Source organism: Rhodococcus sp. MT28, assembly GCF_058792695.1.
This window is the reverse complement of record NZ_JBXAFD010000001.1, coordinates 175,391-194,576: the sequence shown is the minus strand read 5'-3', so window position 1 is coordinate 194,576 and position 19,186 is coordinate 175,391. Positions and strand designations below refer to the sequence as shown.

18 protein-coding genes are annotated in these 19,186 nt (G+C 63.6%); 8 read left to right on the top strand and 10 right to left on the bottom strand.

The features are described 5' to 3' along the window. Window positions 1–55: 55 nt before the first annotated feature. Window positions 56–1,090: a class II fructose-bisphosphatase gene (gene glpX, locus AC1Q6C_RS00895; RefSeq protein ID WP_003945202.1), complete on the bottom strand. Its 1,035-nt coding sequence runs from the start codon at window positions 1,088–1,090 to the stop codon at window positions 56–58. Window positions 1,091–1,270: 180 nt separating this feature from the next. Here glpX and AC1Q6C_RS00890 point away from each other — a divergent pair, with 180 nt between their 5' ends. After that, window positions 1,271–1,840, top strand: a complete 570-nt coding sequence (locus AC1Q6C_RS00890; protein WP_003945206.1) for a DUF4245 domain-containing protein — start codon at window positions 1,271–1,273, stop codon at window positions 1,838–1,840. A gap of 21 nt (window positions 1,841–1,861) precedes the next feature. On the opposite strand, the gene AC1Q6C_RS00885 is transcribed toward AC1Q6C_RS00890, so the two are convergent. From AC1Q6C_RS00885 to AC1Q6C_RS00875, 3 genes are read right to left on the bottom strand one after another with little or no spacing between them, the layout of a single operon-like run. Beyond that, window positions 1,862–2,080 carry an exodeoxyribonuclease VII small subunit gene (locus AC1Q6C_RS00885; RefSeq protein ID WP_003945276.1) on the bottom strand — a complete coding sequence of 73 codons (219 nt, stop codon included), beginning with the start codon at window positions 2,078–2,080 and terminating at the stop codon, window positions 1,862–1,864. Further along, complete coding sequence (gene xseA / locus AC1Q6C_RS00880; protein ID WP_042920858.1) at window positions 2,077–3,342, bottom strand: exodeoxyribonuclease VII large subunit; 1,266 nt, start codon at window positions 3,340–3,342, stop codon at window positions 2,077–2,079. The genes AC1Q6C_RS00885 and xseA overlap by 4 nt, the downstream gene beginning before the upstream one ends. Next, window positions 3,339–3,938 carry a lipid droplet-associated protein gene (locus tag AC1Q6C_RS00875; protein WP_030536251.1) on the bottom strand — a complete coding sequence of 200 codons (600 nt, stop codon included), beginning with the start codon at window positions 3,936–3,938 and terminating at the stop codon, window positions 3,339–3,341. Before AC1Q6C_RS00875 ends, xseA begins: the two co-directional genes overlap by 4 nt. 153 nt (window positions 3,939–4,091) lie before the next feature. Between AC1Q6C_RS00875 and AC1Q6C_RS00870 the strand changes: the two genes are divergently transcribed. Further along, on the top strand, window positions 4,092–5,105 hold the full coding sequence (locus tag AC1Q6C_RS00870; RefSeq protein WP_003945273.1) for a 4-hydroxy-3-methylbut-2-enyl diphosphate reductase: 1,014 nt from the start codon (window positions 4,092–4,094) through the stop codon (window positions 5,103–5,105). A 70-nt stretch (window positions 5,106–5,175) separates the two neighbouring features. Here AC1Q6C_RS00870 and AC1Q6C_RS00865 read toward each other — a convergent pair whose 3' ends face one another. Beyond that, entirely contained in the window at window positions 5,176–6,132 is a 957-nt protein-coding gene (locus AC1Q6C_RS00865) for a DUF6542 domain-containing protein (protein ID WP_064112902.1), read from the bottom strand. Window positions 6,133–6,349: 217 nt separating this feature from the next. Here AC1Q6C_RS00865 and AC1Q6C_RS00860 point away from each other — a divergent pair, with 217 nt between their 5' ends. Both AC1Q6C_RS00860 and AC1Q6C_RS00855 read left to right on the top strand, forming a co-directional pair. After that, entirely contained in the window at window positions 6,350–7,525 is a 1,176-nt protein-coding gene (locus AC1Q6C_RS00860; protein WP_064112903.1) for an exonuclease SbcCD subunit D, read from the top strand. After that, window positions 7,522–10,500, top strand: coding sequence for an AAA family ATPase (locus tag AC1Q6C_RS00855; protein ID WP_054188762.1), 2,979 nt, complete (start codon window positions 7,522–7,524; stop codon window positions 10,498–10,500). Before AC1Q6C_RS00860 ends, AC1Q6C_RS00855 begins: the two co-directional genes overlap by 4 nt. On the opposite strand, the gene AC1Q6C_RS00850 is transcribed toward AC1Q6C_RS00855, so the two are convergent. After that, window positions 10,501–11,694, bottom strand: coding sequence for an AI-2E family transporter (locus AC1Q6C_RS00850; protein ID WP_003945249.1), 1,194 nt, complete (start codon window positions 11,692–11,694; stop codon window positions 10,501–10,503). Between the two features lie 152 nt (window positions 11,695–11,846). Here AC1Q6C_RS00850 and AC1Q6C_RS00845 point away from each other — a divergent pair, with 152 nt between their 5' ends. After that, a complete protein-coding gene (locus AC1Q6C_RS00845) occupies window positions 11,847–12,251 on the top strand; it encodes a hypothetical protein (protein WP_003945253.1) in 405 nt (134 codons plus the stop codon). Between the two features lie 6 nt (window positions 12,252–12,257). Here AC1Q6C_RS00845 and AC1Q6C_RS00840 read toward each other — a convergent pair whose 3' ends face one another. The 3 genes from AC1Q6C_RS00840 to AC1Q6C_RS00830 form a co-directional block, all read right to left on the bottom strand. After that, the gene (locus AC1Q6C_RS00840) at window positions 12,258–12,467 is read right to left on the bottom strand and encodes a YbdD/YjiX family protein (RefSeq protein ID WP_003945213.1); all 210 of its coding nucleotides are present in this window, start codon (window positions 12,465–12,467) and stop codon (window positions 12,258–12,260) included. Between the two features lie 2 nt (window positions 12,468–12,469). Next, window positions 12,470–14,752: a carbon starvation CstA family protein gene (locus tag AC1Q6C_RS00835; protein WP_007726338.1), complete on the bottom strand. Its 2,283-nt coding sequence runs from the start codon at window positions 14,750–14,752 to the stop codon at window positions 12,470–12,472. 112 nt (window positions 14,753–14,864) lie between these two features. Then, window positions 14,865–16,442, bottom strand: a complete 1,578-nt coding sequence (locus AC1Q6C_RS00830; RefSeq protein WP_037132028.1) for an FMN-binding glutamate synthase family protein — start codon at window positions 16,440–16,442, stop codon at window positions 14,865–14,867. 92 nt (window positions 16,443–16,534) lie between these two features. Between AC1Q6C_RS00830 and AC1Q6C_RS00825 the strand changes: the two genes are divergently transcribed. Then, window positions 16,535–17,053 carry a CD225/dispanin family protein gene (locus AC1Q6C_RS00825; RefSeq protein WP_371683539.1) on the top strand — a complete coding sequence of 173 codons (519 nt, stop codon included), beginning with the start codon at window positions 16,535–16,537 and terminating at the stop codon, window positions 17,051–17,053. Between the two features lie 70 nt (window positions 17,054–17,123). Next, complete coding sequence (gene ychF, locus AC1Q6C_RS00820; RefSeq protein WP_030536245.1) at window positions 17,124–18,203, top strand: redox-regulated ATPase YchF; 1,080 nt, start codon at window positions 17,124–17,126, stop codon at window positions 18,201–18,203. Between the two features lie 199 nt (window positions 18,204–18,402). Here ychF and AC1Q6C_RS00815 read toward each other — a convergent pair whose 3' ends face one another. Continuing rightward, on the bottom strand, window positions 18,403–18,774 hold the full coding sequence (locus tag AC1Q6C_RS00815; protein WP_492666329.1) for a hypothetical protein: 372 nt from the start codon (window positions 18,772–18,774) through the stop codon (window positions 18,403–18,405). A gap of 162 nt (window positions 18,775–18,936) precedes the next feature. Between AC1Q6C_RS00815 and AC1Q6C_RS00810 the strand changes: the two genes are divergently transcribed. After that, window positions 18,937–19,185: a helix-turn-helix domain-containing protein gene (locus AC1Q6C_RS00810; protein WP_492666328.1), complete on the top strand. Its 249-nt coding sequence runs from the start codon at window positions 18,937–18,939 to the stop codon at window positions 19,183–19,185. Window position 19,186 lies beyond the last annotated feature (1 nt).

The following is a 19,186-nucleotide window of genomic DNA, read 5'->3' as shown; positions in this document are numbered from 1 at the left end:
CCGTGAGCGGTTAAGGAGTGCAGGGACTCCCTAACCACTCACGGGGCGGAGCCCATCAGAACGTCGGGGGAACCGCGCCCTCTTCGCCGTCGAAGTCGACGGAGCTGTACTCGCGCAGCTTCTCGAGACGGTGGTACGCGTCGATCATGCGAACGGTGCCGGACTTGCTACGCATCACGATGGACTGCGTGCTGGCGCCGCCGCCGTAGTAGCGGACGCCGCGCAGGAGGTCACCGTCGGTGACGCCGGTGGCGCAGAAGAAGACGTTCTCGCCCGAGACGAGATCTTCGGTGGACAGGATCCGATCGAGATCGTGACCGGCGTCGATGGCCTTCTGACGCTCTTCGTCGTCGGTGGGGGCCAGCTTGCCCTGCAACGATCCACCCATGCAGCGCATGGCTGCTGCGGCGATGATGCCCTCTGGCGTTCCGCCGATGCCCACGAGCATGTCGGTGCCGGACTCCGGACGCGCTGCGGCGATCGCGCCGGCAACGTCACCGTCGGAGATCAGACGGATACGAGCGCCGGTGTCGCGAACGTCCTGGATCAGCTGGTTGTGACGCGGGCGGTCCAGGATGCAGATCGTGATGTCGGAGACCGACGCCTTCTTGACCTTGGCCACGCGCTTGATGTTCTCGGCGATCGGTGCGCTGATGTCGATGACATCTGCGGCATCCGGCCCGACAGCGATCTTCTCCATGTAGAACACGGCCGACGGATCGAACATCGCGCCGCGCTCGGCAACAGCCAGAACAGAGATCGCGTTGGGCATGCCCTTGGACATCAAGGTGGTGCCGTCGACCGGGTCGACGGCGAAGTCACAGTCGGGGCCGTCGCCGTTTCCGACCTCTTCGCCGTTGAACAGCATCGGCGCTTCGTCCTTCTCGCCTTCACCGATGACGACGATGCCGCGCATCGAGACTGAGGAGACGAGCTGACGCATGGCGTCGACGGCTGCTCCGTCGCCGCCTTCCTTGTCGCCGCGGCCTACCCAGCGGCCGGCAGCCATAGCACCGGCTTCGGTGACTCGGACCAATTCGAGTGCGAGGTTACGGTCCGGGGTCTCACGATGAGTGCTGCTGGCCGTCATGTGCGGTGCCTCCTGGCGCGGTCGCGGTCGACGGGGTGTGTCGACGCAGTGGTTTCTTCAGGCGTCATTGTCCCAGATGGGAGCGGCTACGTGCGCTGTCGGGTCGCCGCAGAGACGTTTTGTCTCGCTCGAGGGGGACCGGGAATCGTATCTACTGCGGAGTACCTGGATACTGGGGGTGTGGCATCGAAGAAACCCCGCATTCTCGAAGACAACAAAGACATGGTCTGGTCTCTCGTACCGTTGGTGCTGTTCTGCATCATCATTGCGGGCATCGCCAGCCAGTGCACGTTCAGTCCTGGCGGCCCGACACAGGGGCCTATCCCGAGCGTCGACGTGGACGCAGCTCTGAACTACGACGCGAAGGAACTCGGATTTCCCATCCGTAATCCCGGTGTTCCGGACGGGTGGACTCCGAACTCCGGCAGTCGCAAGATCATCTCCGGCGACGGCGGCGGAGATTCGAGCACTGTGGGATTCATCACGACCAGTGGTCGCTACATCCAGCTGACACAGAGCAACGCCGAGGAATTCCCGTTGGTGTCACATGTTGCCGGTGGACAGCGATTCGCGACCGGAGTCGAGACCGTCGGTGCCGATACGTGGAACGTCTTCGGCGGCGAAGGTGTCGAGTCGATCTGGGTCACGGACGTCGGGGATGTTCGCCTGTTGCTCACGGGCGCGGCGACGCCGGAAGAGTTCCGGATTCTTGCCGAGAAGGTCGGCGCAGCGCAGCCGATCACGCCATAGGATTTGCGGTCGGAGCGGACGCTACTCGTCCGCTTCGGCCAGAGCCTTTTCGACGCGGGCCCTCGCGCCGGCCAAGTGCTCTTCACAGCGCTTGGCCAACGCTTCGCCTCGCTCCCACAGTGAGAGTGACGCGTCGAGGTCCAGACCGCCCTGTTCGAGAATCTTCACGACGCTCACCAGTTCGTCCCGGGCTGCTTCGTAGCCGAGTTCGTTGATGTCGGTGTCGGTGGCGTTGCTCATTTTTCTCTTCCCATCACTGCGGCGCGAACGGCGCCGTCTGCAAGTCGAACTCGAATCTGGGTACCGGGTGGCGCGTCCTCGACCGAGCGCAGAACCTCCGGATCGCCTTCGGCGACAACACGTTGCACGACTGCGTATCCGCGGGCCAGCGTCGCGGCGGGGCCCAGCGTGGTGAGCCGGGCGCGCAGATGCTCGATCGTTCGGGACTCGGAGTCGATCAACCGAGTCACATCGCGTCGTCCGGCGGCTTGGAGCCTTTCGACCTCCTCGGCGCGACGGTCCACCGCGAGCAGCGGCGATGCCATGACCGGTCGAGTGCGCAACTGTTCGATCAGATGAGACTCACGCTTGACCCAGCTGCGCAGTGCCGCAGCGCTGCGGTCACGCAGATCCGCAACCAGGGCAGCTTCCGCAACCGCGTCGGGTACGACGCGCTTGGCCGCGTCCGTGGGTGTGGCTGCGCGCAGGTCGGCGACGTGGTCACTGAGCGGGCTGTCCGGCTCGTGTCCGATGGCACTGACGATCGGCGTCGTGCAGGCCACGATGGCGCGGCACAGCGCTTCGTCGGAGAACGGCAGGAGATCCTCGACGCTACCGCCGCCGCGAGCGAGGATGATGACGTCGACTACCGGGTTGGCGTCGAGTTCCTTCAGCGCTTCGATGATCTGGGGAACAGCAGTCGGACCCTGAACCGCGGTGTTACGCACTGCGATGGCAACTGCTGGCCAACGACGATGGGCGACTGAGACGACATCCTTCTCGGCCGCACTGGCTCGGCCCGTGATCAGGCCGATCGTGCCGGGCAGAAACGGAAGCGGCCGTTTGAGCCGCGGATCGAACAAGCCCTCGGCGGCGAGCAAGGCGCGCAGTCTCTCGATGCGGGCAAGCAGCTCACCGATACCCACGGCGCGAATCTCGGTGACACGCAACGACACCGTTCCGCGTCCGGTGTAGAACGAGAGCTTGCCGAACATCACGACTCGCGAGCCCTCGGTCAACGGCACCGGGGAGTTGTGCAACAACTGCGGTGAGCACGTGATCGACAGCGACATGTCTGCCGACGGATCACGCAGGACGAGGAAGGCCGTTCGGGTGCCGGGGCGTGCATTGATCTGGGTGATCTGACCTTCGACCCAGATACTGCCGAGCCGATCGATCCAGCCGGCGACCTTGGCGGAAACCGTGCGGACCGGCCACGGCTGCTCAGCGCTACTGGCGCCGGACGATCGCTGCGATGAAGCGGGGGGCGTTGCGGAAGTCACTTTGCCTTGGCTGTGGTGATGCGGTTAGTGAGCATGGTCTGGAACGGTGCCCGGGCGAGCGTCGCATTCTCGTAGTCCAGGACTGCGGTCAGCTCGTCGATGCTGAGCGTCCGGATGCGCGCACGGAGCTGTGCGAGTGTGAGGTTGGGGTAGTCGAGTTCGGTGACGATCTCGGGCTCTTCGGCAGGTCCGTCCGTCGTAGCTGCCGTGGATTCGGACTCGGCGACGGGTGCGGGTTCCTCGATGGGGGCAGTCGGCTCGAGCGAGTAGAGCGCGAAGCGACCGGCGTTGGTCGGGGTGTCAGCGGTGGTCGATCCGGTGGAAGGCGTCGGGTCAGCAGGCGCATCGACGTCTTCGTCGAAGACCGCCCACTCGGGCTGTTCGTCCTCGGAAGACCAGTTGATCAGTGCAAATGCCTGATCGCCCTTGATCGCCAGCGAGGTGATCGACTGCTGCACGCGCATGCTTGTCTGCAGCATCTGGCTCACGGCGGTCATCGGCAGGGCGACGGCGGTGGTGGGCAACTTCTTTGCCTCTTCCATCGCGGTGACGGCGAGTCCCGCGGCAACGCGCGCCACGAACGGTGGTCGGATCATTCCCACAGCTTGCCGCAAAGCTCCGACAATCGGTAGCCGACTTGCCTGTGACGGCTGTACTCGTTTACTTCGGAACCTTCGATCGGAGCCCGAAACCGAGGTGTTCACGTTTGCCGGAGTGTCTCACGTTCGAGGTGCCAGTAGGCTGATCACATGTCTTCGGCTGTTCCTCTCAATCTCGGTATCGCGCACTCGGCTGATTCGCCGTCCACCCGCAAGGGCAGCGCCAAGCGCGTGCTCCTCGCCGAGCCTCGCGGCTACTGCGCCGGCGTCGACCGCGCGGTCGAGACCGTCGAGAAGGCCCTCGAGAAGCACGGCGCACCCATCTACGTGCGTAAGGAGATCGTCCACAATCGCCACGTCGTCGAGACGCTCGAAGATCAGGGCGTGATCTTCGTCGACGAAACCGACGAGGTTCCCGAGGGATCGTTGCTCGTGTTCTCGGCGCACGGTGTGTCGCCGGCCGTCCACGACTCGGCTGCCGAGCGGAACCTGCGCACGATCGACGCGACGTGCCCCCTGGTCACGAAGGTGCACCAGGAAGCGAAGCGATTCGCCCGCGACGATTACGACATTCTGCTCATCGGCCACGAAGGCCACGAGGAGGTCGAGGGCACCGCAGGTGAGGCTCCCGATCACGTCACCATCGTCGACGGCCCGGATTCGGTCGACGCGGTCACGGTTCGTGACGAGTCGAAGGTCATCTGGCTTTCCCAGACCACACTGAGCGTCGACGAGACGATGCAGACCGTCGCGCGCCTGCGTGAGCGCTTCCCCAATCTGCAGGACCCGCCGTCCGACGACATCTGTTACGCCACGCAGAACCGTCAGGTCGCGGTCAAGGCGATGGCTCCCGAGTGTGATCTCGTGATCGTGGTGGGTTCGCGGAACTCGTCCAACTCGGTTCGCCTGGTCGAGGTCGCGCTCGGGGCGGGCGCTGCCGCGTCGTACCTGGTCGACTACGCCCGTGAGGTCGATCTCGCGTGGCTCGAGGGTGTCCAGACCGTCGGCATCACGTCGGGTGCATCGGTACCCGAGGTGCTCGTGCGCGGCGTGATCGAACTTCTTGCCGAGCACGGATACAACGACGTTCAACCCGTCACCACTGCCAACGAGACTCTGGTGTTCGCCCTTCCCCGTGAATTGCGAGCAGCGCGCACGTCCTGAAACAAGAAAATGCGGGGCACCTTCCATCTGGAAGGTGCCCCGCATTTTTTGTGCTACCGGGCGCGTCTGTTCAGGGCTCTTCGCGATCGCGGTACCGAACTCGCGGCGGCGGATACGCGGGAAGATCGACTCCGGGTGGGCGGCGGCGAGGGGGCAGCGGCGGCGATACGTCGTCACCCGAAGCGAAGAAGGGCTCCATCCGCTCCTCACGTCTGGGCGACGAAGTGGGCTCGGGCGCCCGGCGGCGACCGTACGACGGGTAGTCGTCGTCTGCCACGGGCCGACTGTCGGGTTGGGGGCGACGCGTAGGCGGTTGGTGCGTGCGATCGACCCTGGGTGGCTGAGGGCTTCTCCGAGGCGGCAGCGGACGCTCGTCCTGGATCGGCTCGCGCCTGGGGGTGCTTCGGTAGGCGGGCTGCTCGTCCACCTCGGGGGCGCGGCGACGCGGCGGCCCGGGGACGGGCGCGTCCGAGACTCTGCGTCGACGCCCGGTCTCGGGTGCGGGTTGTTCTCGCGTGGCAGCCGCAGCGGAGTCACGAGTGGTGGCCGCCGAGCGGCGGGAGCGGGTCGAGCGCGCGGGCCCGGTGGGGCGCTGATTGAGCAGGAAGTATCGGAAGCCACCGATGATCAGCACGACCACGGTTGCGGCCAACATGATCGGAAAGCGGTTGACCAACGGGTACGCGATGTTGATCGCGATATCGCGCAGCGCGGTGCTGTTGTCCTTGCCGATGAGCGTGTGCCCGATCGGCACCGCAGCGAAGAGCAGCAACGGCGGTTGGGCCATCGCGGTGAAGAGTGCTTTGTTCGAAGCGGCAACCACAGCGAAGAGACAGCCCAGGAAGTAGAACGTCGAGAACACCGCGGTGAGCTCTCCGCCGCCTCCGGTGGCATCGATCAGTACGCCGACGGCGGTCACACCGGCAGCAAGCAGGATCACTCCCCACCAGGGCAGGCCGGGGACGGTCACGATGAGCGATCGCTTGTCCAGCGGTACCCCGGAGCGAGCACGTTGGGTTGCAGACACATAACGACATTAGCGGTTCTTGCGTTGTCGGCCGTGTTTGTGCGGGTCGTGGCTGGCGCATTTATCGACGCGATGGCGCGATGGTTTCGGGTTCTTCGCCAAACGAACCGGACGGATTGTGTGCAGGGTCACCGGACGCTCGTGGGTTGGGGCACACCGACGAAGCCGTCAGCGTGGGAGATCGGCGGTGTCGGTGGGCTGCTCTACCGTCGGATTCATGAAGATTCTGCACACCTCCGATTGGCATATAGGTCGCACCTTTCACGGCGTCGATCTGTTGGCCGATCAGGCGAGTGTGCTCGGTTCCATCGCAGATTCCGTCCGCGAACACGGCGTCGACGTCGTGGTCGTGCCCGGTGACATCTACGACCGCTCGATTCCCAGTTCCGACGCGGTCACCGTGTGCAATCGAGGCTTCGAGGCAATCCGGGCGGCGGGGGCGGTCATCGTCGCGACGTCCGGCAATCACGATTCCGCGGTGCGGCTCGGAGCCGGGGCATCCTTTGCCGCTGCCGGCGGCTTGCACTTGATCACCCGAGTCGGCCAGATCGGTACTCCGGTGATGCTGAGCGATCAGTTCGGGCCCGTCGCCTTTTACGGGATTCCGTATCTCGAGCCGGAGATCACGCGCGTCGAGTTGGACGTGCCCCGGGCTCGTACTCATTCCGACATCCTCGGAGCGGCCATGTCGCGTGTTCGGCGAGATCTCGCCGAACGAACGGCTGCCGACCCCGCGACTCGATCGGTATTGCTCGCCCATGCCTTCGTCGTGGGCGGTGAGGCCTCTGAATCGGAACGCTCCATCTCGGTCGGCGGAGTGGAGACCGTCGCAGTGGGAGAGTTCGACGGCGTCGACTACGTCGCCCTCGGACACCTACATTCTCCGCAGATGCTCTCGGAGAGTGTGCGGTACTCGGGTTCACCGTTGCCGTATTCGTTCGGTGAACGCAGCCACCGTAAGGCGGCGCTGCTGATCGAACTCGACGCAGCCGGCCTGTCGTCGGTGCAGCGCCTGGATCTCCCGGTCATTCGGGGGATGAGCCAGGTGACGGGAACTCTCGAGGAACTACTCGGTGAGTCGAAGTACACCGATTCCGAGCAGTGCTACCTCTCCGCATTGCTCACCGACCCGGTCCGTCCCGTCGATGCCATGAGGCAACTTCAGGCACGTTTCCCGTTTGCCGTTCATCTCGAATGGCAAAGGCCGGAAGGGCAATCGGATCTCAAGTACCGCGATGCGGTACGGGGTCGAACCGACATGGAGATCGCCCGCGGCTTTGTCTCGGCAGTGCGTAGTGACCCGTCCGAGCGTGAGGTCACGTTGATGGCCGAAGCGCTCAGCGCTGCCGCGCGCGCCGAGGAGTCCACGGTAGAACTGAGTGAAACCGCGTGAGGCTGCACAAACTCGAAGTCAGCTCTTTCGGGCCCTTCGCCGACACGGTCGAGGTCGACTTCGACCGTTTGGGTGCAGACGGGCTGTTCCTTCTGCACGGTGACACCGGGGCAGGCAAGACCACGATCCTCGACGCGGTTGCGTTTGCCCTGTACGGGCGGGTGCCGGGTGCGCGCAACGAGGGCAAACGGCTACTGTCCGATCACGCGCCCGCCGGTTCGGTGCCGCGCGTGGAACTCGAAGCGACCATCAGTGGTCGCAGAATCAAACTTGTTCGTAGTCCAGAGTATTCGCGCCCGAAGAAGCGTGGCACCGGTTCGATCACAGAGAATGCAAAGGCCACACTGACGTGGTTGGACGGCCGCGGCGAGAATCTTTCGCGCATCCCTGACATCGGTGACGAGATCAACCGCCTCATGGGCATGAGCGCTGATCAGTTCTTCCAGGTGGTGCTCTTGCCGCAGGGTGAGTTCGCCAAATTCCTGCGTGCCGAGAGTGACGAGCGAGGCAAACTGCTCGAGCGTCTGTTCGACACCAAGCGTTTTGTCTCCGTCGAGGCATGGTTCGACGCCAAGCGAAAGGCAAGTGCGACCGCGCTCGCGGCCAGGGAGCAATCCGTGCGGCTGCTGCTCGCGAAGGTCGAGACAGCTGCGGGACTCGAGGTAGGCGCCGAGGCACACCCACTGGAATGGTCGCGCAAACTCCTCGCCGAGGCTCAGGACACCCGCGATACAAGTCTTGCGGAGCTGGTGACCGCGAAAGATGCAGCAGCCGAGGCTAATCGGGTTCTGTCGGCGGCGCAGCGAACCGCAGATCTGGTCGCTCGCCGTAATCGTGCGACCGCTGAACTCGCAGCATTCAATACGGGCGCCGCCCAAAGAGCTGTGATCGGCGCTGAACTCGAGACCGCCAAGCGCGCACTGCCGGTGGCCGCTGTCGCCGGCGATGTGGACGCTGCCGGCTTGCACCTCGCTGCCGCACTCGAATCGATGACCGCAGCGATGTCGACCTACTCCGCAACGGGCGGTCCGGAGATTTTCGTGCCGGAGGTGTGGCCACCCACCGACGACGAGCGTCAACGCGTCGTAGCTCGGATCCGGACCTGGCGTGACGAGATCGTTCGCCTGGACGCAATGGCGGAGGACGCTCGCAGAGCCGATGCGGCAGAAGCCGAGATCGAGAAACTCGGAGTTCGGCGAGACGCTCTGTCCGAGCGCATCGATGCCATCGCGGTTGAACGCACTCAACTGCCAGAGATGGTGCGCTCGGCCGGCCAACGACTGGAGGATGCGCAACGCGCGCACGCGGCTCTGCCCGGCCTCGAAGCTGCACTGGCCAAAGCATCGGATGCTGCGGCAGCGGGTCATGAATTCGTCTCTCTGCGTACGCAAGCCGAGAAGATTCGTGTGCAGGTGTTGGATGCGCGCGACGCCCATCAGAGTGCTCGCGGGCGCTGGCTCGACCTCGTGCAGAAGCGTATCGAGGGCATGGCGGCGGAGTTGGCGAGTTCACTCGCGCCCGGTGACCCATGCCAGGTGTGTGGTTCGCGTGAACACCCTGCGCCGGCGCAGTCTGATGTCGTCACGGTCACCGAGCCCGATCTGGAAGCCGCGTCCGCAGCCGAGCGTGCGGCCGAGAAAGCCCTGAGCAAGGTAGTCGACCACCAGGTAGCCGTCGACCGTGACATCGACCGGGTGATCGCCCGCGGCGGGGACGGCGACGTCGCAGAACTCGACAGGCTCCGCGCCGCGGCTCGGAACGCCGTTGACGAGGCGACCCACTCTGCCGGTCAGGTTGGAGGGTTGGCCGACAAGCTCGGGCATCTCAACGAGCGTGACGGCGAGCTGCAACAGGAATCCGCTTCTCTGACGGCCGAATTGGCGGCACTGACCGAGCGTACGACGACTCTGTCGGCCACGGTCGAGCAGATTCGAGCGGCGATCGTCGCTGCGGTGGGAGAAGATTCGACCATCGCTGCTCAGCGCTCGCGGTTCGAAAGGCTTGCCTCCGCTGCCTCGGCGGCGTCTGAGATGCGTGACGACGCCGTTCGTGCGCAGGCGCGATCGGCGGAACTGTCGACCAAACTGGCCGCTGCGGCGGCCGCTGCTGGATTCGATTCGGTCGAGGCTGCGATCGAAGGGGTGAGATCGCCGGCCCGAATCGCAGCGATCGAAACGGAACTCGCCAAAGCACGCGACCTCGAGGTGGCCGCTCGGACGGTCCTCGACGACCCCGAGGTCGTTGCGGTGAGCGAAGTCGAGACAGTCGACGTCGACGGTCCTCGCGAGCGTGCTCTTCAGTGCGCCGAGGTGGTGAACTCGGCTGTTGCAGCTGCTTCCCTGGCCGAGAACCGTGTGTCGGATCTCGAACGGTTCAGCGGACAACTCGAGAAGGCATACGAAGCGGTTGCACCTGAGCGTGAACTGCACGACGAACTCGCGGCGCTTGCCGACGTGATCGCCGGCAAAGGTCAGAACAGTCGCAAGATGTCGCTGCGAGCGTATGTGCTCGCGTCGCGGTTGGAAGAGATCGCCGTGTCGGCATCGGTTCGGCTGCAGCGGATGTCCGGGGGCAGATACGAGTTCGTGCACAGTGACGAGGCAGGTTCTCGGGGTCGCCGCGGCGGTCTGGGGCTCGACATCCGGGACGACTTCACGGGTGTCGTTCGCTCGGCGAAGACGCTCTCGGGCGGTGAATCATTCTTGGCGTCATTGTCTTTGGCCCTCGGACTTGCCGATGTGGTTGCGGCGGAGTCCGGCGGAATCGTTCTCGACACGATGTTCATCGACGAAGGATTCGGCACTCTCGACGCCGACACCCTCGACTCGGTGATGGCTGTGTTGGACGAGCTTCGCGACGGTGGACGAGTGGTGGGCATCGTCAGTCACGTGGACGAGATGAGGCAGCGAATCCCGAGTCGCCTGCACGTCATTCGCGGACGTGCAGGCTCCTCGGTGAAGGTGATCGCGGGCTGATCAGGCCTTTTTGTTCTCTACCTCTGACTCGGCGTCGTCGTCTTGATCCTCGAGGATGTCCGACGCATCGCCGGCGGGCATCGGCTCGTTGTCGCTTGCGCGTTCGTCGATCTGCTCGCCGATGTACCGGATGACAACTGCTGCCACAGCGGCGACGGGCACTGCGAGGAACGCGCCGACGATGCCGTACAGCGAGCTACCGGCGGCCACGGCAAGCAGCACGATGACGGCGTGGAGTTTCATCGACTTGCTCTGCAGCACAGGCTGAAGGACGTTTCCTTCGATCTGCTGAACGGCCAGGATGATGATCAACACGATGATGGCGGTGGTGAGACCGTTGGCCACCAGCGCAACCAACACGGCCAGGGCGCCGGCGACAAAGGCACCGACGATCGGGATGAAGCCACCGATGAACGTGAGAATTGCCAGCACCGGTGCCAGCGGGACCCCGAGTATCAGCAGTCCGGCGCCGATGAAGACCGCGTCGATCAGACTCACCAGTGCTTGTGTCCTGATGAATCCGCCGAGCGTGTCCCACATGCGGGTGAGGACCTCTTCGAGATGCCGACCGGCACGGCCGCCGCCGACAGCGTGGAGCCAGGGGATGAACCTCGGTCCGTCCTTGATGAAGAAGAAAGCGAGAATCAGGACCAAACCGAGCGTGACCAACAACGAGCTCGCTGTGCTCACGCCGCTGAAAACGCCTGAAGCGATGGCGGTTCCACTTTCCTGCACCTTGGTGATGACGGCATGGACGGCGTTGTCGATCTGGTCGTCCTTCAGGTTCAGCGGCGGACCCTGGAGCCAGTCCTGAACCTGGTTGATGCCCTCGGTGGTCTTGTTCGCGAGCTCGGGGGCCTGGCTGACCACTGACGGAACGATGCCGGCGATCACACCGGCCAGGATTCCGATCGAGAGCACCAGGGTGATGCCGGCTGCCGCGGCCGGTGGCATCCCGCGCTTGATCATGCCGCGGGTCGGCGGCCACATGACTGTCGCAACAACGATAGCCAGAGCCACCGGCAGGATGATGACCCAGAGCTTTTCGATCAGCCAGCCGAAAATCCAGGCGCCCAGCGAAATCGACGCCAACACCAACGACCATTTTGCGAGCCACATACCCCCTTGCCCGATGATCTCGCCGCGGTCGCGCTTGCGCACCCCTGCGGACGTCCCCTTGTCTTGCTCGCTCACTGATCGTCCTTTCCGTCGGCGCAGGGATCTCCTCGCCGATGTGCGAATCCGGTGATCTAGCTGAGCTGATCGTAACGACTGCATGCGATAACTCGTGTGTTGCGCTGCAATACTGTGTTTTGAAGCATGCTGATCGGACTAACATTTCCGTCATGAGAATCGCAGCAGCAGTCGGGGCAGCAGCAATCGTCGTTCTCGGGCTCACCGCGTGTAGCACCGAGGATCAGGACAACGCGCAGAACAAGATCAGCGAGGCAGTCACGAGCGGGCAACAGGCGCTCGAGACGGCGAAACAGTCAGCGGGCAACGCCATCGATCAGGGCAAGACGGCGCTGTTCGTCGCCACGTTCCGTGGGGCTTACGCACCGTTGGCGGAGAACCGCGACGACGCAGACATCGAGGAGATCTTGACGACCACGTGTACCGAGGTCGCCAACGGCACGGACGAGGCGGAGGTCAAGACCAAGATCACCGACCTGGCCGAGAACAACGGCAACAAGCCCACCGACGAGCAGGCCGGCCACATTTACGAACTCGCGAAGGCCACCTGCCCCTGACCGGATTCAGCAGCAGCGGGCGCCTGGGTTGGCGTCGGCTGCTGCGTGACGGCGGCGCCAGAACTCTCGTTCGCTGATTACCGGTGAGTCGGCGTGGTGGCGTCGGGTGTGCTCGACGTAGCGCTGATAGTCGAGATCACCCATCACCGAGCGAACCCACCACAGCGTTCCGCGGAACGCTGTGGTGAGTTTTGCCGTCATGGTCGCCGTCGTCATGGTCAGTGCCCACCTCCGTGTGCGGCGCCGGGCGCCCGGACTTTCCCGGCTTTGATCAGCTCGTCCCATTCTTTCTGGATTTCCTTCTCCGCTGGCGTCGGAATGAAGCTGGCGGGTCCGAAGATTTTCGACGGTTCTTCCGGGGACTCGGTGGTCGGCAGCCCGCCTGCTCGGATTGCCTTGGCACATACGATGATCCCGGCGATGACCACGACGATCACCAGTGACGCGAAGATGATCGACAACGTGCCCTGGATGAAGGTGTTGCGAATGACGGCATCGATGGCCTCCGGAGTCTTCGCGGAACCGTGCGCCGTCTCGCCGGCAGCCTTCGCGTCCTTGAACACGTTGTGCTGAGCCCAGTACCCGATCGCGGGGTTGTCGGAGAAGATCTTCTGGTACGACGCGGTCATGGTTACGACCAGGTCCCACACCAGCGGCACGCCGGGAATCCAGGCCCATTTGAACAGGCCCTTCTTCATGACGATCGTCATGACCACCGTCAGCGCGATCGCGGCGAGTAGCTGGTTGGCGATGCCGAAGAGCGGGAAGAGTGTGTTGATTCCGCCCAGCGGATCGGTGACACCCATGAGCAGAATCGCGCCCCAGGCAGCGACGACGATCAGCGAGCACAGCCACGCGCCGATGCGCCACGACGGGTCCTTGAACTTCTTTGCCGGACCGCCGAAGTTGCCGAGCGAGTCGGAGAGCATGAATCGAGCGACGCGGGTGCCGGCATCGATCGTGGTGAGGATGAAGAGCGCCTCGAACATGATCGCGAAGTGGTACCAGAACGATTTCAGCGAGTCGCCGCCGAAGACGTCGCTGAGCACTTCGGACATTCCGAACGCGAGCGTCGGGGCGCCGCCGGTTCGCGAGATGATCGATTCTTCGCCGACGGCCTCGGCTGCCTGAGTCAGCACGTCCGGTGTGATGGGGGCAGTGCCGAGGGGCAGATTGTTGACGTATTCGGCTGCGGTTTCCGGTGTTCCACCGGTCAGTGCCGCGGGAGCGTTGAGTGCGAAGTACAGGTGCTGATCGAGGATGCAGGCGGTGACCAGAGCCATGATCGCGACAAACGATTCGGTCAGCATGCCGCCGTACCCGATCATCTTGGTCTGGCTTTCCTTCTCGAGCAGCTTTGGCGTCGTACCGGACGCGATCAGTGCGTGGAAGCCCGAGAGTGCGCCACAGGCAATGGTGATGAACAGGAACGGGAACAGTGAACCGGCAAAGGCCGGGCCTTCGCCGTTGGAGGCGAATGGCGTCACTGCCGGCATGTTCAGAGCGGGTCGTGCGACCAGAATTCCGATGGCCAGCAGCGCGATGGTGCCGACCTTCATGAACGTCGACAGGTAGTCGCGCGGTGCCAGGAGCAGCCAGACTGGCAGCACCGATGCGGCGAATCCGTACGCGATCATCAGCCACGCGATGGTGACCTTCGAGAGTGTGAACCAGTCTGCGCCCCAACCGGTATCGGCAACCCATCCGCCGGAGACGATGGCAAGGAGAAGCAGGACGACGCCGATCAGGGAGACCTCGGAAACCTTGCCCGGCCGCAGATACCGCAGGTACACGCCCATGAACAGCGCGATGGGGATGGTCATCGCGATCGAGAACACTCCCCACGGGGACTCGGCGAGCGCATTGACGACCACAAGTCCGAGCACCGCGATGAGGATGATCATGATGACGAACACGCCGATCAGTGCGGCGACGCCGCCGACAAGGCCGAGTTCTTCGCGGGCCATCTGACCGAGGCTGCGCCCGCGGCGCTTCGACGAGATCCACAGGACCATGAAGTCCTGCACCGCCCCGGCGAACACGACGCCGACGATGATCCAGATCGTTCCCGGAAGATATCCCATCTGCGCGGCCAACACGGGTCCGACCAGGGGGCCGGCACCGGCAATTGCCGCGAAGTGGTGACCGAACAGCACCCGACGGTCGGTCGGCATGTAGTCGGCGCCGTTCTCCATGATCTCGGCGGGAGTGGCGACGTCGTCGCGAGGCTTGACGATCTTGCGTTCGATCAACCGCGCATAGAAGCGGTAGGCGATCAGATAGGTACAGATTGCGGCCAACACGAACCACACAGCGCTGATGTGTTCACCGCGGACGATCGCAATCATGTACCAGGCGCCCGCGCCGACCAGTCCGAGAACAAGGAAGACGACGCGCGCAGTCGTGGAGATGGGTGTTTTGTCGATGACGCCGACAGGTGGCAGGTCAGGATCGGTTTTCAGGTACTCGACATTTGGTTCCGGCGCAGTCGTCAAGCTCATCGTCGAACTCCGTCCACTAGTGCACGTGTGGCCGCCGTCACAGCGGGCCATCTGTCACTGTAGGACCAGAAGGGTGAATCCGCGCGATCTGAAACGCGGGAGTCGACCGACGTCAGAATCGGTGAGCGTCGGCGTCGATCCAATCGGTGAGCCAGCTCTGCGGCGGGGAGTCGAGCAGTTCGCCCGGCATCAGCCAGTCGAACAGGTCGGCATAGGTGCGAGTGGTGAGACCGTCGACGCGGCGGTTGAGCATTCCCGGTTGCAGTTGGTCGAAGGAATCGATGCCCATCGACGCGATCATCTGTTGCGCGCTGGCGACGGTTGCCTTCTGGAATCGGTAGACGCGCTCGCTCTTGTCGGGGATGTCGAGTGCGCGGGTGCGTGCCGGATCCTGAGTGGCAACGCCGACCGGGCAGCGGTTGGTGTGGCACATCTGGGCCTGAATACAGCCCACTGCGAACATCATTGCGCGGGCCGCCATCGTGAAGTCTGCGCCCTGGATGATGCGTTTGACGATGTCGGAACCGCTCGCCACCTTTCCGGAAGCGCCGACTTTCACGAGAGGGCGCAAACCAGTTCCCACCAGAGCGTTGTGCACCAGCATCAGGCCCTCGGTCAACGGCATGCCCATGTGGTCCTCGAACTCCACCGGACCTGCGCCGGTGCCGCCTTCGGAACCGTCCACGATGATGAAGTCGGGCGTGATGCCGCGTTCGATCATCGCCTTGCAGATTCCGAGGAATTCACGACGCGAGCCGACACACAGTTTCATCCCGACCGGCTTGCCTCCCGACAGTTTTCGCAGGGTCGCGATGAAATCGACCAGTTCGACCGGGGTGCTGAACGCGGTGTGCGCGGGTGGCGAAATCACAGTCTGGCCGACGGGTACCCCGCGGGTTTCGGCGATTTCGGGGGAGACCTTGACTCCGGGAAGCACGCCACCCAACCCGGGTTTCGCACCTTGCGAGAGCTTGATCGAAATGGCCTTCACCTGGTCGGAGCCTGCGCGCTCGGCAAAACGGTCAGGATCGAATCGGCCGTCCTCGGTCCGGCATCCGAAGTATCCCGAAGCGATTTCCCAGATCAGGTCGCCGCCGTGTTTGCGGTGATACGGACTGATCGCGCCTTCACCGGTGTCGTGAGCGAAACCGCCTTTGGCGGCGCCGGCGTTGAGGGCCTCGATTGCGTTGGCGGACAACGACCCAAAGCTCATCGCGGAGACGTTCAGGAGAGCGATGTCGTACGGCTTCGTGCAATCGCGTCCGCCGAGGCGAACTCGCGGAACGGTGTCGGGGGCGGTCCGTGCGCGAATCGAATGCGTCATGAACTCGTAGCCGATCGCATTGACGTCGCGCTCGGTCCCGAAGGGCTCTTCCGCCAGTGTTCCCTTTGCCCGCTCGTAAACCAGATCTCGCGTTTCGCGATCGAATGGCATTCCATCGGTGGATGATTCGACGAAGTACTGCTGGATCTCCGGTCGAATCTTCTCGAGGAGGAATCGCGCGTGCCCCAGGACCGGATAGTTACGGAGGATGCTGTGGGACTTCTGAGTGAGGTCGTAGGTGCCCATGGCCGCCAGCGCGAGTGTGACGACAGCGATCACCCACCATCCGGGCGAGGCGACAATTGCGAGCGCGGCGGTGCCGAGACCCACTATCCATATCAAGAGCACGATCAGCATCCGAGTCACCTCGAGAGCGTAGGCGCTCACTGTGACACGGCAGCGGTAAGTCTCCACTAGGTTCTGCGATAGAGAACCGAATCCGACTCTTTGGGGGAATGATGACCGAACCGCAATATCCGACCGACCCGCAGGATCCGAAGGAGCAGCAGTATCCGAAGGAGCAGCAGTATCCGGCAGGCCAGCAGTATTCAGCCGGTCAGCAATATTCAGCAGGCCAGGAATATCCGACGGGTCAGCAGTACCCAACCGACCCGCAGTACTCAGCCGGACAGCAGTATCCGACCGGTCAGCAGTACAGCGCAGCCCAGCAGTACAGCGCTGCTCCCACGTACGCGGCGCCTCAGTACGGTCCGCCGAAGTCCAACGCGGGATGGGCCGTCGCGTCGATCATCTTCTTCTGGCCTATCGCGTTCGCCGCGTTCAACCATCTCCACGACATCTACCCGAAGTGGGCGATGGGCGATCACCAGGGCGCGCAGTACGCGTCCGAGCGGGTGAAGAAGCTCGGGCAGATTTCGCTCCTGATAGCCGTCATCTGCTGGGTGCTGTTCATCGCGTTCTACGTGATCTTCCTGGTTGCGATCGTGTCGTCCGTCGATTCGTATACCTACAACTGATCACCTGCCGCGACGTGACGGTGGGGCGAGTACCCGTCACGTCGCCGCGAGGCCGTAGAATCCACAGACCGTGAGCCTTACCCTCGGAATCGTCGGACTGCCCAACGTCGGCAAGTCCACCCTTTTCAATGCACTGACCAACAACGACGTGTTGGCAGCGAACTACCCGTTCGCGACCATCGAACCCAACGTCGGTCTGGTCGAGCTGCCCGATCCGCGGCTGCAGAAGCTCGCCGAGATCTTCGGCTCCGAGCGCATCCTCCCCGCGACCGTGTCGTTCGTCGACATCGCCGGCATCGTCAAGGGAGCGTCCGAGGGCGCAGGTCTGGGTAACAAGTTCCTGGCCAACATCCGTGAAGCGGACGCCATCTGCCAGGTAGTTCGCGTCTTCGCCGACGACGACGTCATCCACGTCGACGGCAAGGTCGACCCGGCCTCGGACATCGAGGTCATCGAGACCGAGCTGGTGATCGCCGACATGCAGACCTTGGAGAAGGCTCTCCCGCGTCTGGACAAGGAAGCTCGCAAGAACAAGGAGCTCAAGCCGGCCCACGACGAGGCACTCAAGGCTCAGGCCTTCCTCAACGAGGGCACGACGCTCTTCAGCGTCAAGGACAAGCTCGATTTCTCGTTGCTGCGTGAGCTGAGCCTGCTCACCACCAAGCCCTTCCTGTACGTCTTCAACGCCGACGAGTCGGTGCTCACCGACGAAGCGAAGGTCGCGGAACTGCGCGCTTCCGTCGCCCCGGCCGACGCCGTGTTCCTCGACGCGAAGGTCGAGCAGGAACTCCTCGAGCTGGACGAGGAAGACCGCCAGGAAATGCTCGACTCGATCGGTCAGACAGAGCCGGGCCTGCATGCCCTCGCGCGCACCGGCTTCCACACTCTCGGGCTGCAGACCTACCTGACGGCTGGTCCGAAGGAAGCTCGCGCCTGGACGATCCACAAGGGTGACACCGCGCCCCAGGCTGCCGGCGTCATTCACACCGACTTCGAGCGTGGCTTCATCAAGGCTGAAATCGTGTCCTTCGACGACCTCGTCGAGGCCGGTTCCATGGCCGCAGCCAAGGCTGCCGGCAAGGTCCGCATGGAGGGCAAGGAATACGTCATGGCCGACGGCGATGTGGTGGAGTTCCGCTTCAACGTTTAGTACTTGGCGGTTCGCCCAGGTGGGCGGCTCGCCATAGGCTGTCCTTGCGAGCTCATCTCCTGGTCAGAGTGCATTTCGTGGCGGTTCCGAGATGCTGCGTATACGGTCCGCAAGGGTGCATGTGCGGACCGTATACGTTTCGCGATGGGGCTATATCGGGGCTACGCCACAGTCGCTGAGGCGTGTTTAAGGTGCGGGGCTAGCGGTTGGACTTGCCCTCTTTTAGCCATTCCTGCCAGTCCTGCTTTTCATTCGTGGGCCGCGCTGCGTGCGCACAAACAGGACTGCTCAGCTTGCACTGCCAGCATTCGTATTCGGATTGGGCAGTGGCGACGTTTTGCTGCGCGTTGCAGCGTGGGCACACCACTGCACGCATTCCCTTTGGAGCAACTGGACGGCCAGGTGCCACCAGTACCGCCGCGAGTATGCCGATCGGGCCGAAGAAGAATCCTAGTAAGAAGAACCCGACTTGGCTTCGATCCTTCCTGCTCGCGATCACGCCAGCGATCATCGCGCAGATCAACCCGACAATTCCGCAGACAACTAGGTATCCGACGAATTCACTGCTCATTATTTCTCCTGGCTGTTGCCGAGAAGGCATCGGACGGGCGTCTGATCTGTCTCTCGGGCCTGTTTGAGTCAGTGAATAGTAAGGCGTTTATGCTCTAGACGTTTACGCATGGGACGTTTCGGCTCTGGACCATTGCAGTTGGGACGTATGGGGTAGGTAGTCGTGTCCGACGTTCCAAAGCAGCCCCTCAGCCCCACCTTGCGAGAACTAGGCGAGCGCATCCGTGCACGCCGCGCTGAACTGGGCTGGAGCCAAGAACACGCCGCACAACAGTGCGGCGTGCATTGGACCTATATGGGGCAGGTTGAACGCGGCCAGCGCAGCGCCCGTGTGGAAAACCTACTCAAACTGTCAGCTGGGCTGCGGACGACGCCGGGGCAGCTTCTCGACGGATTGCCCCGGCCGGAATGAA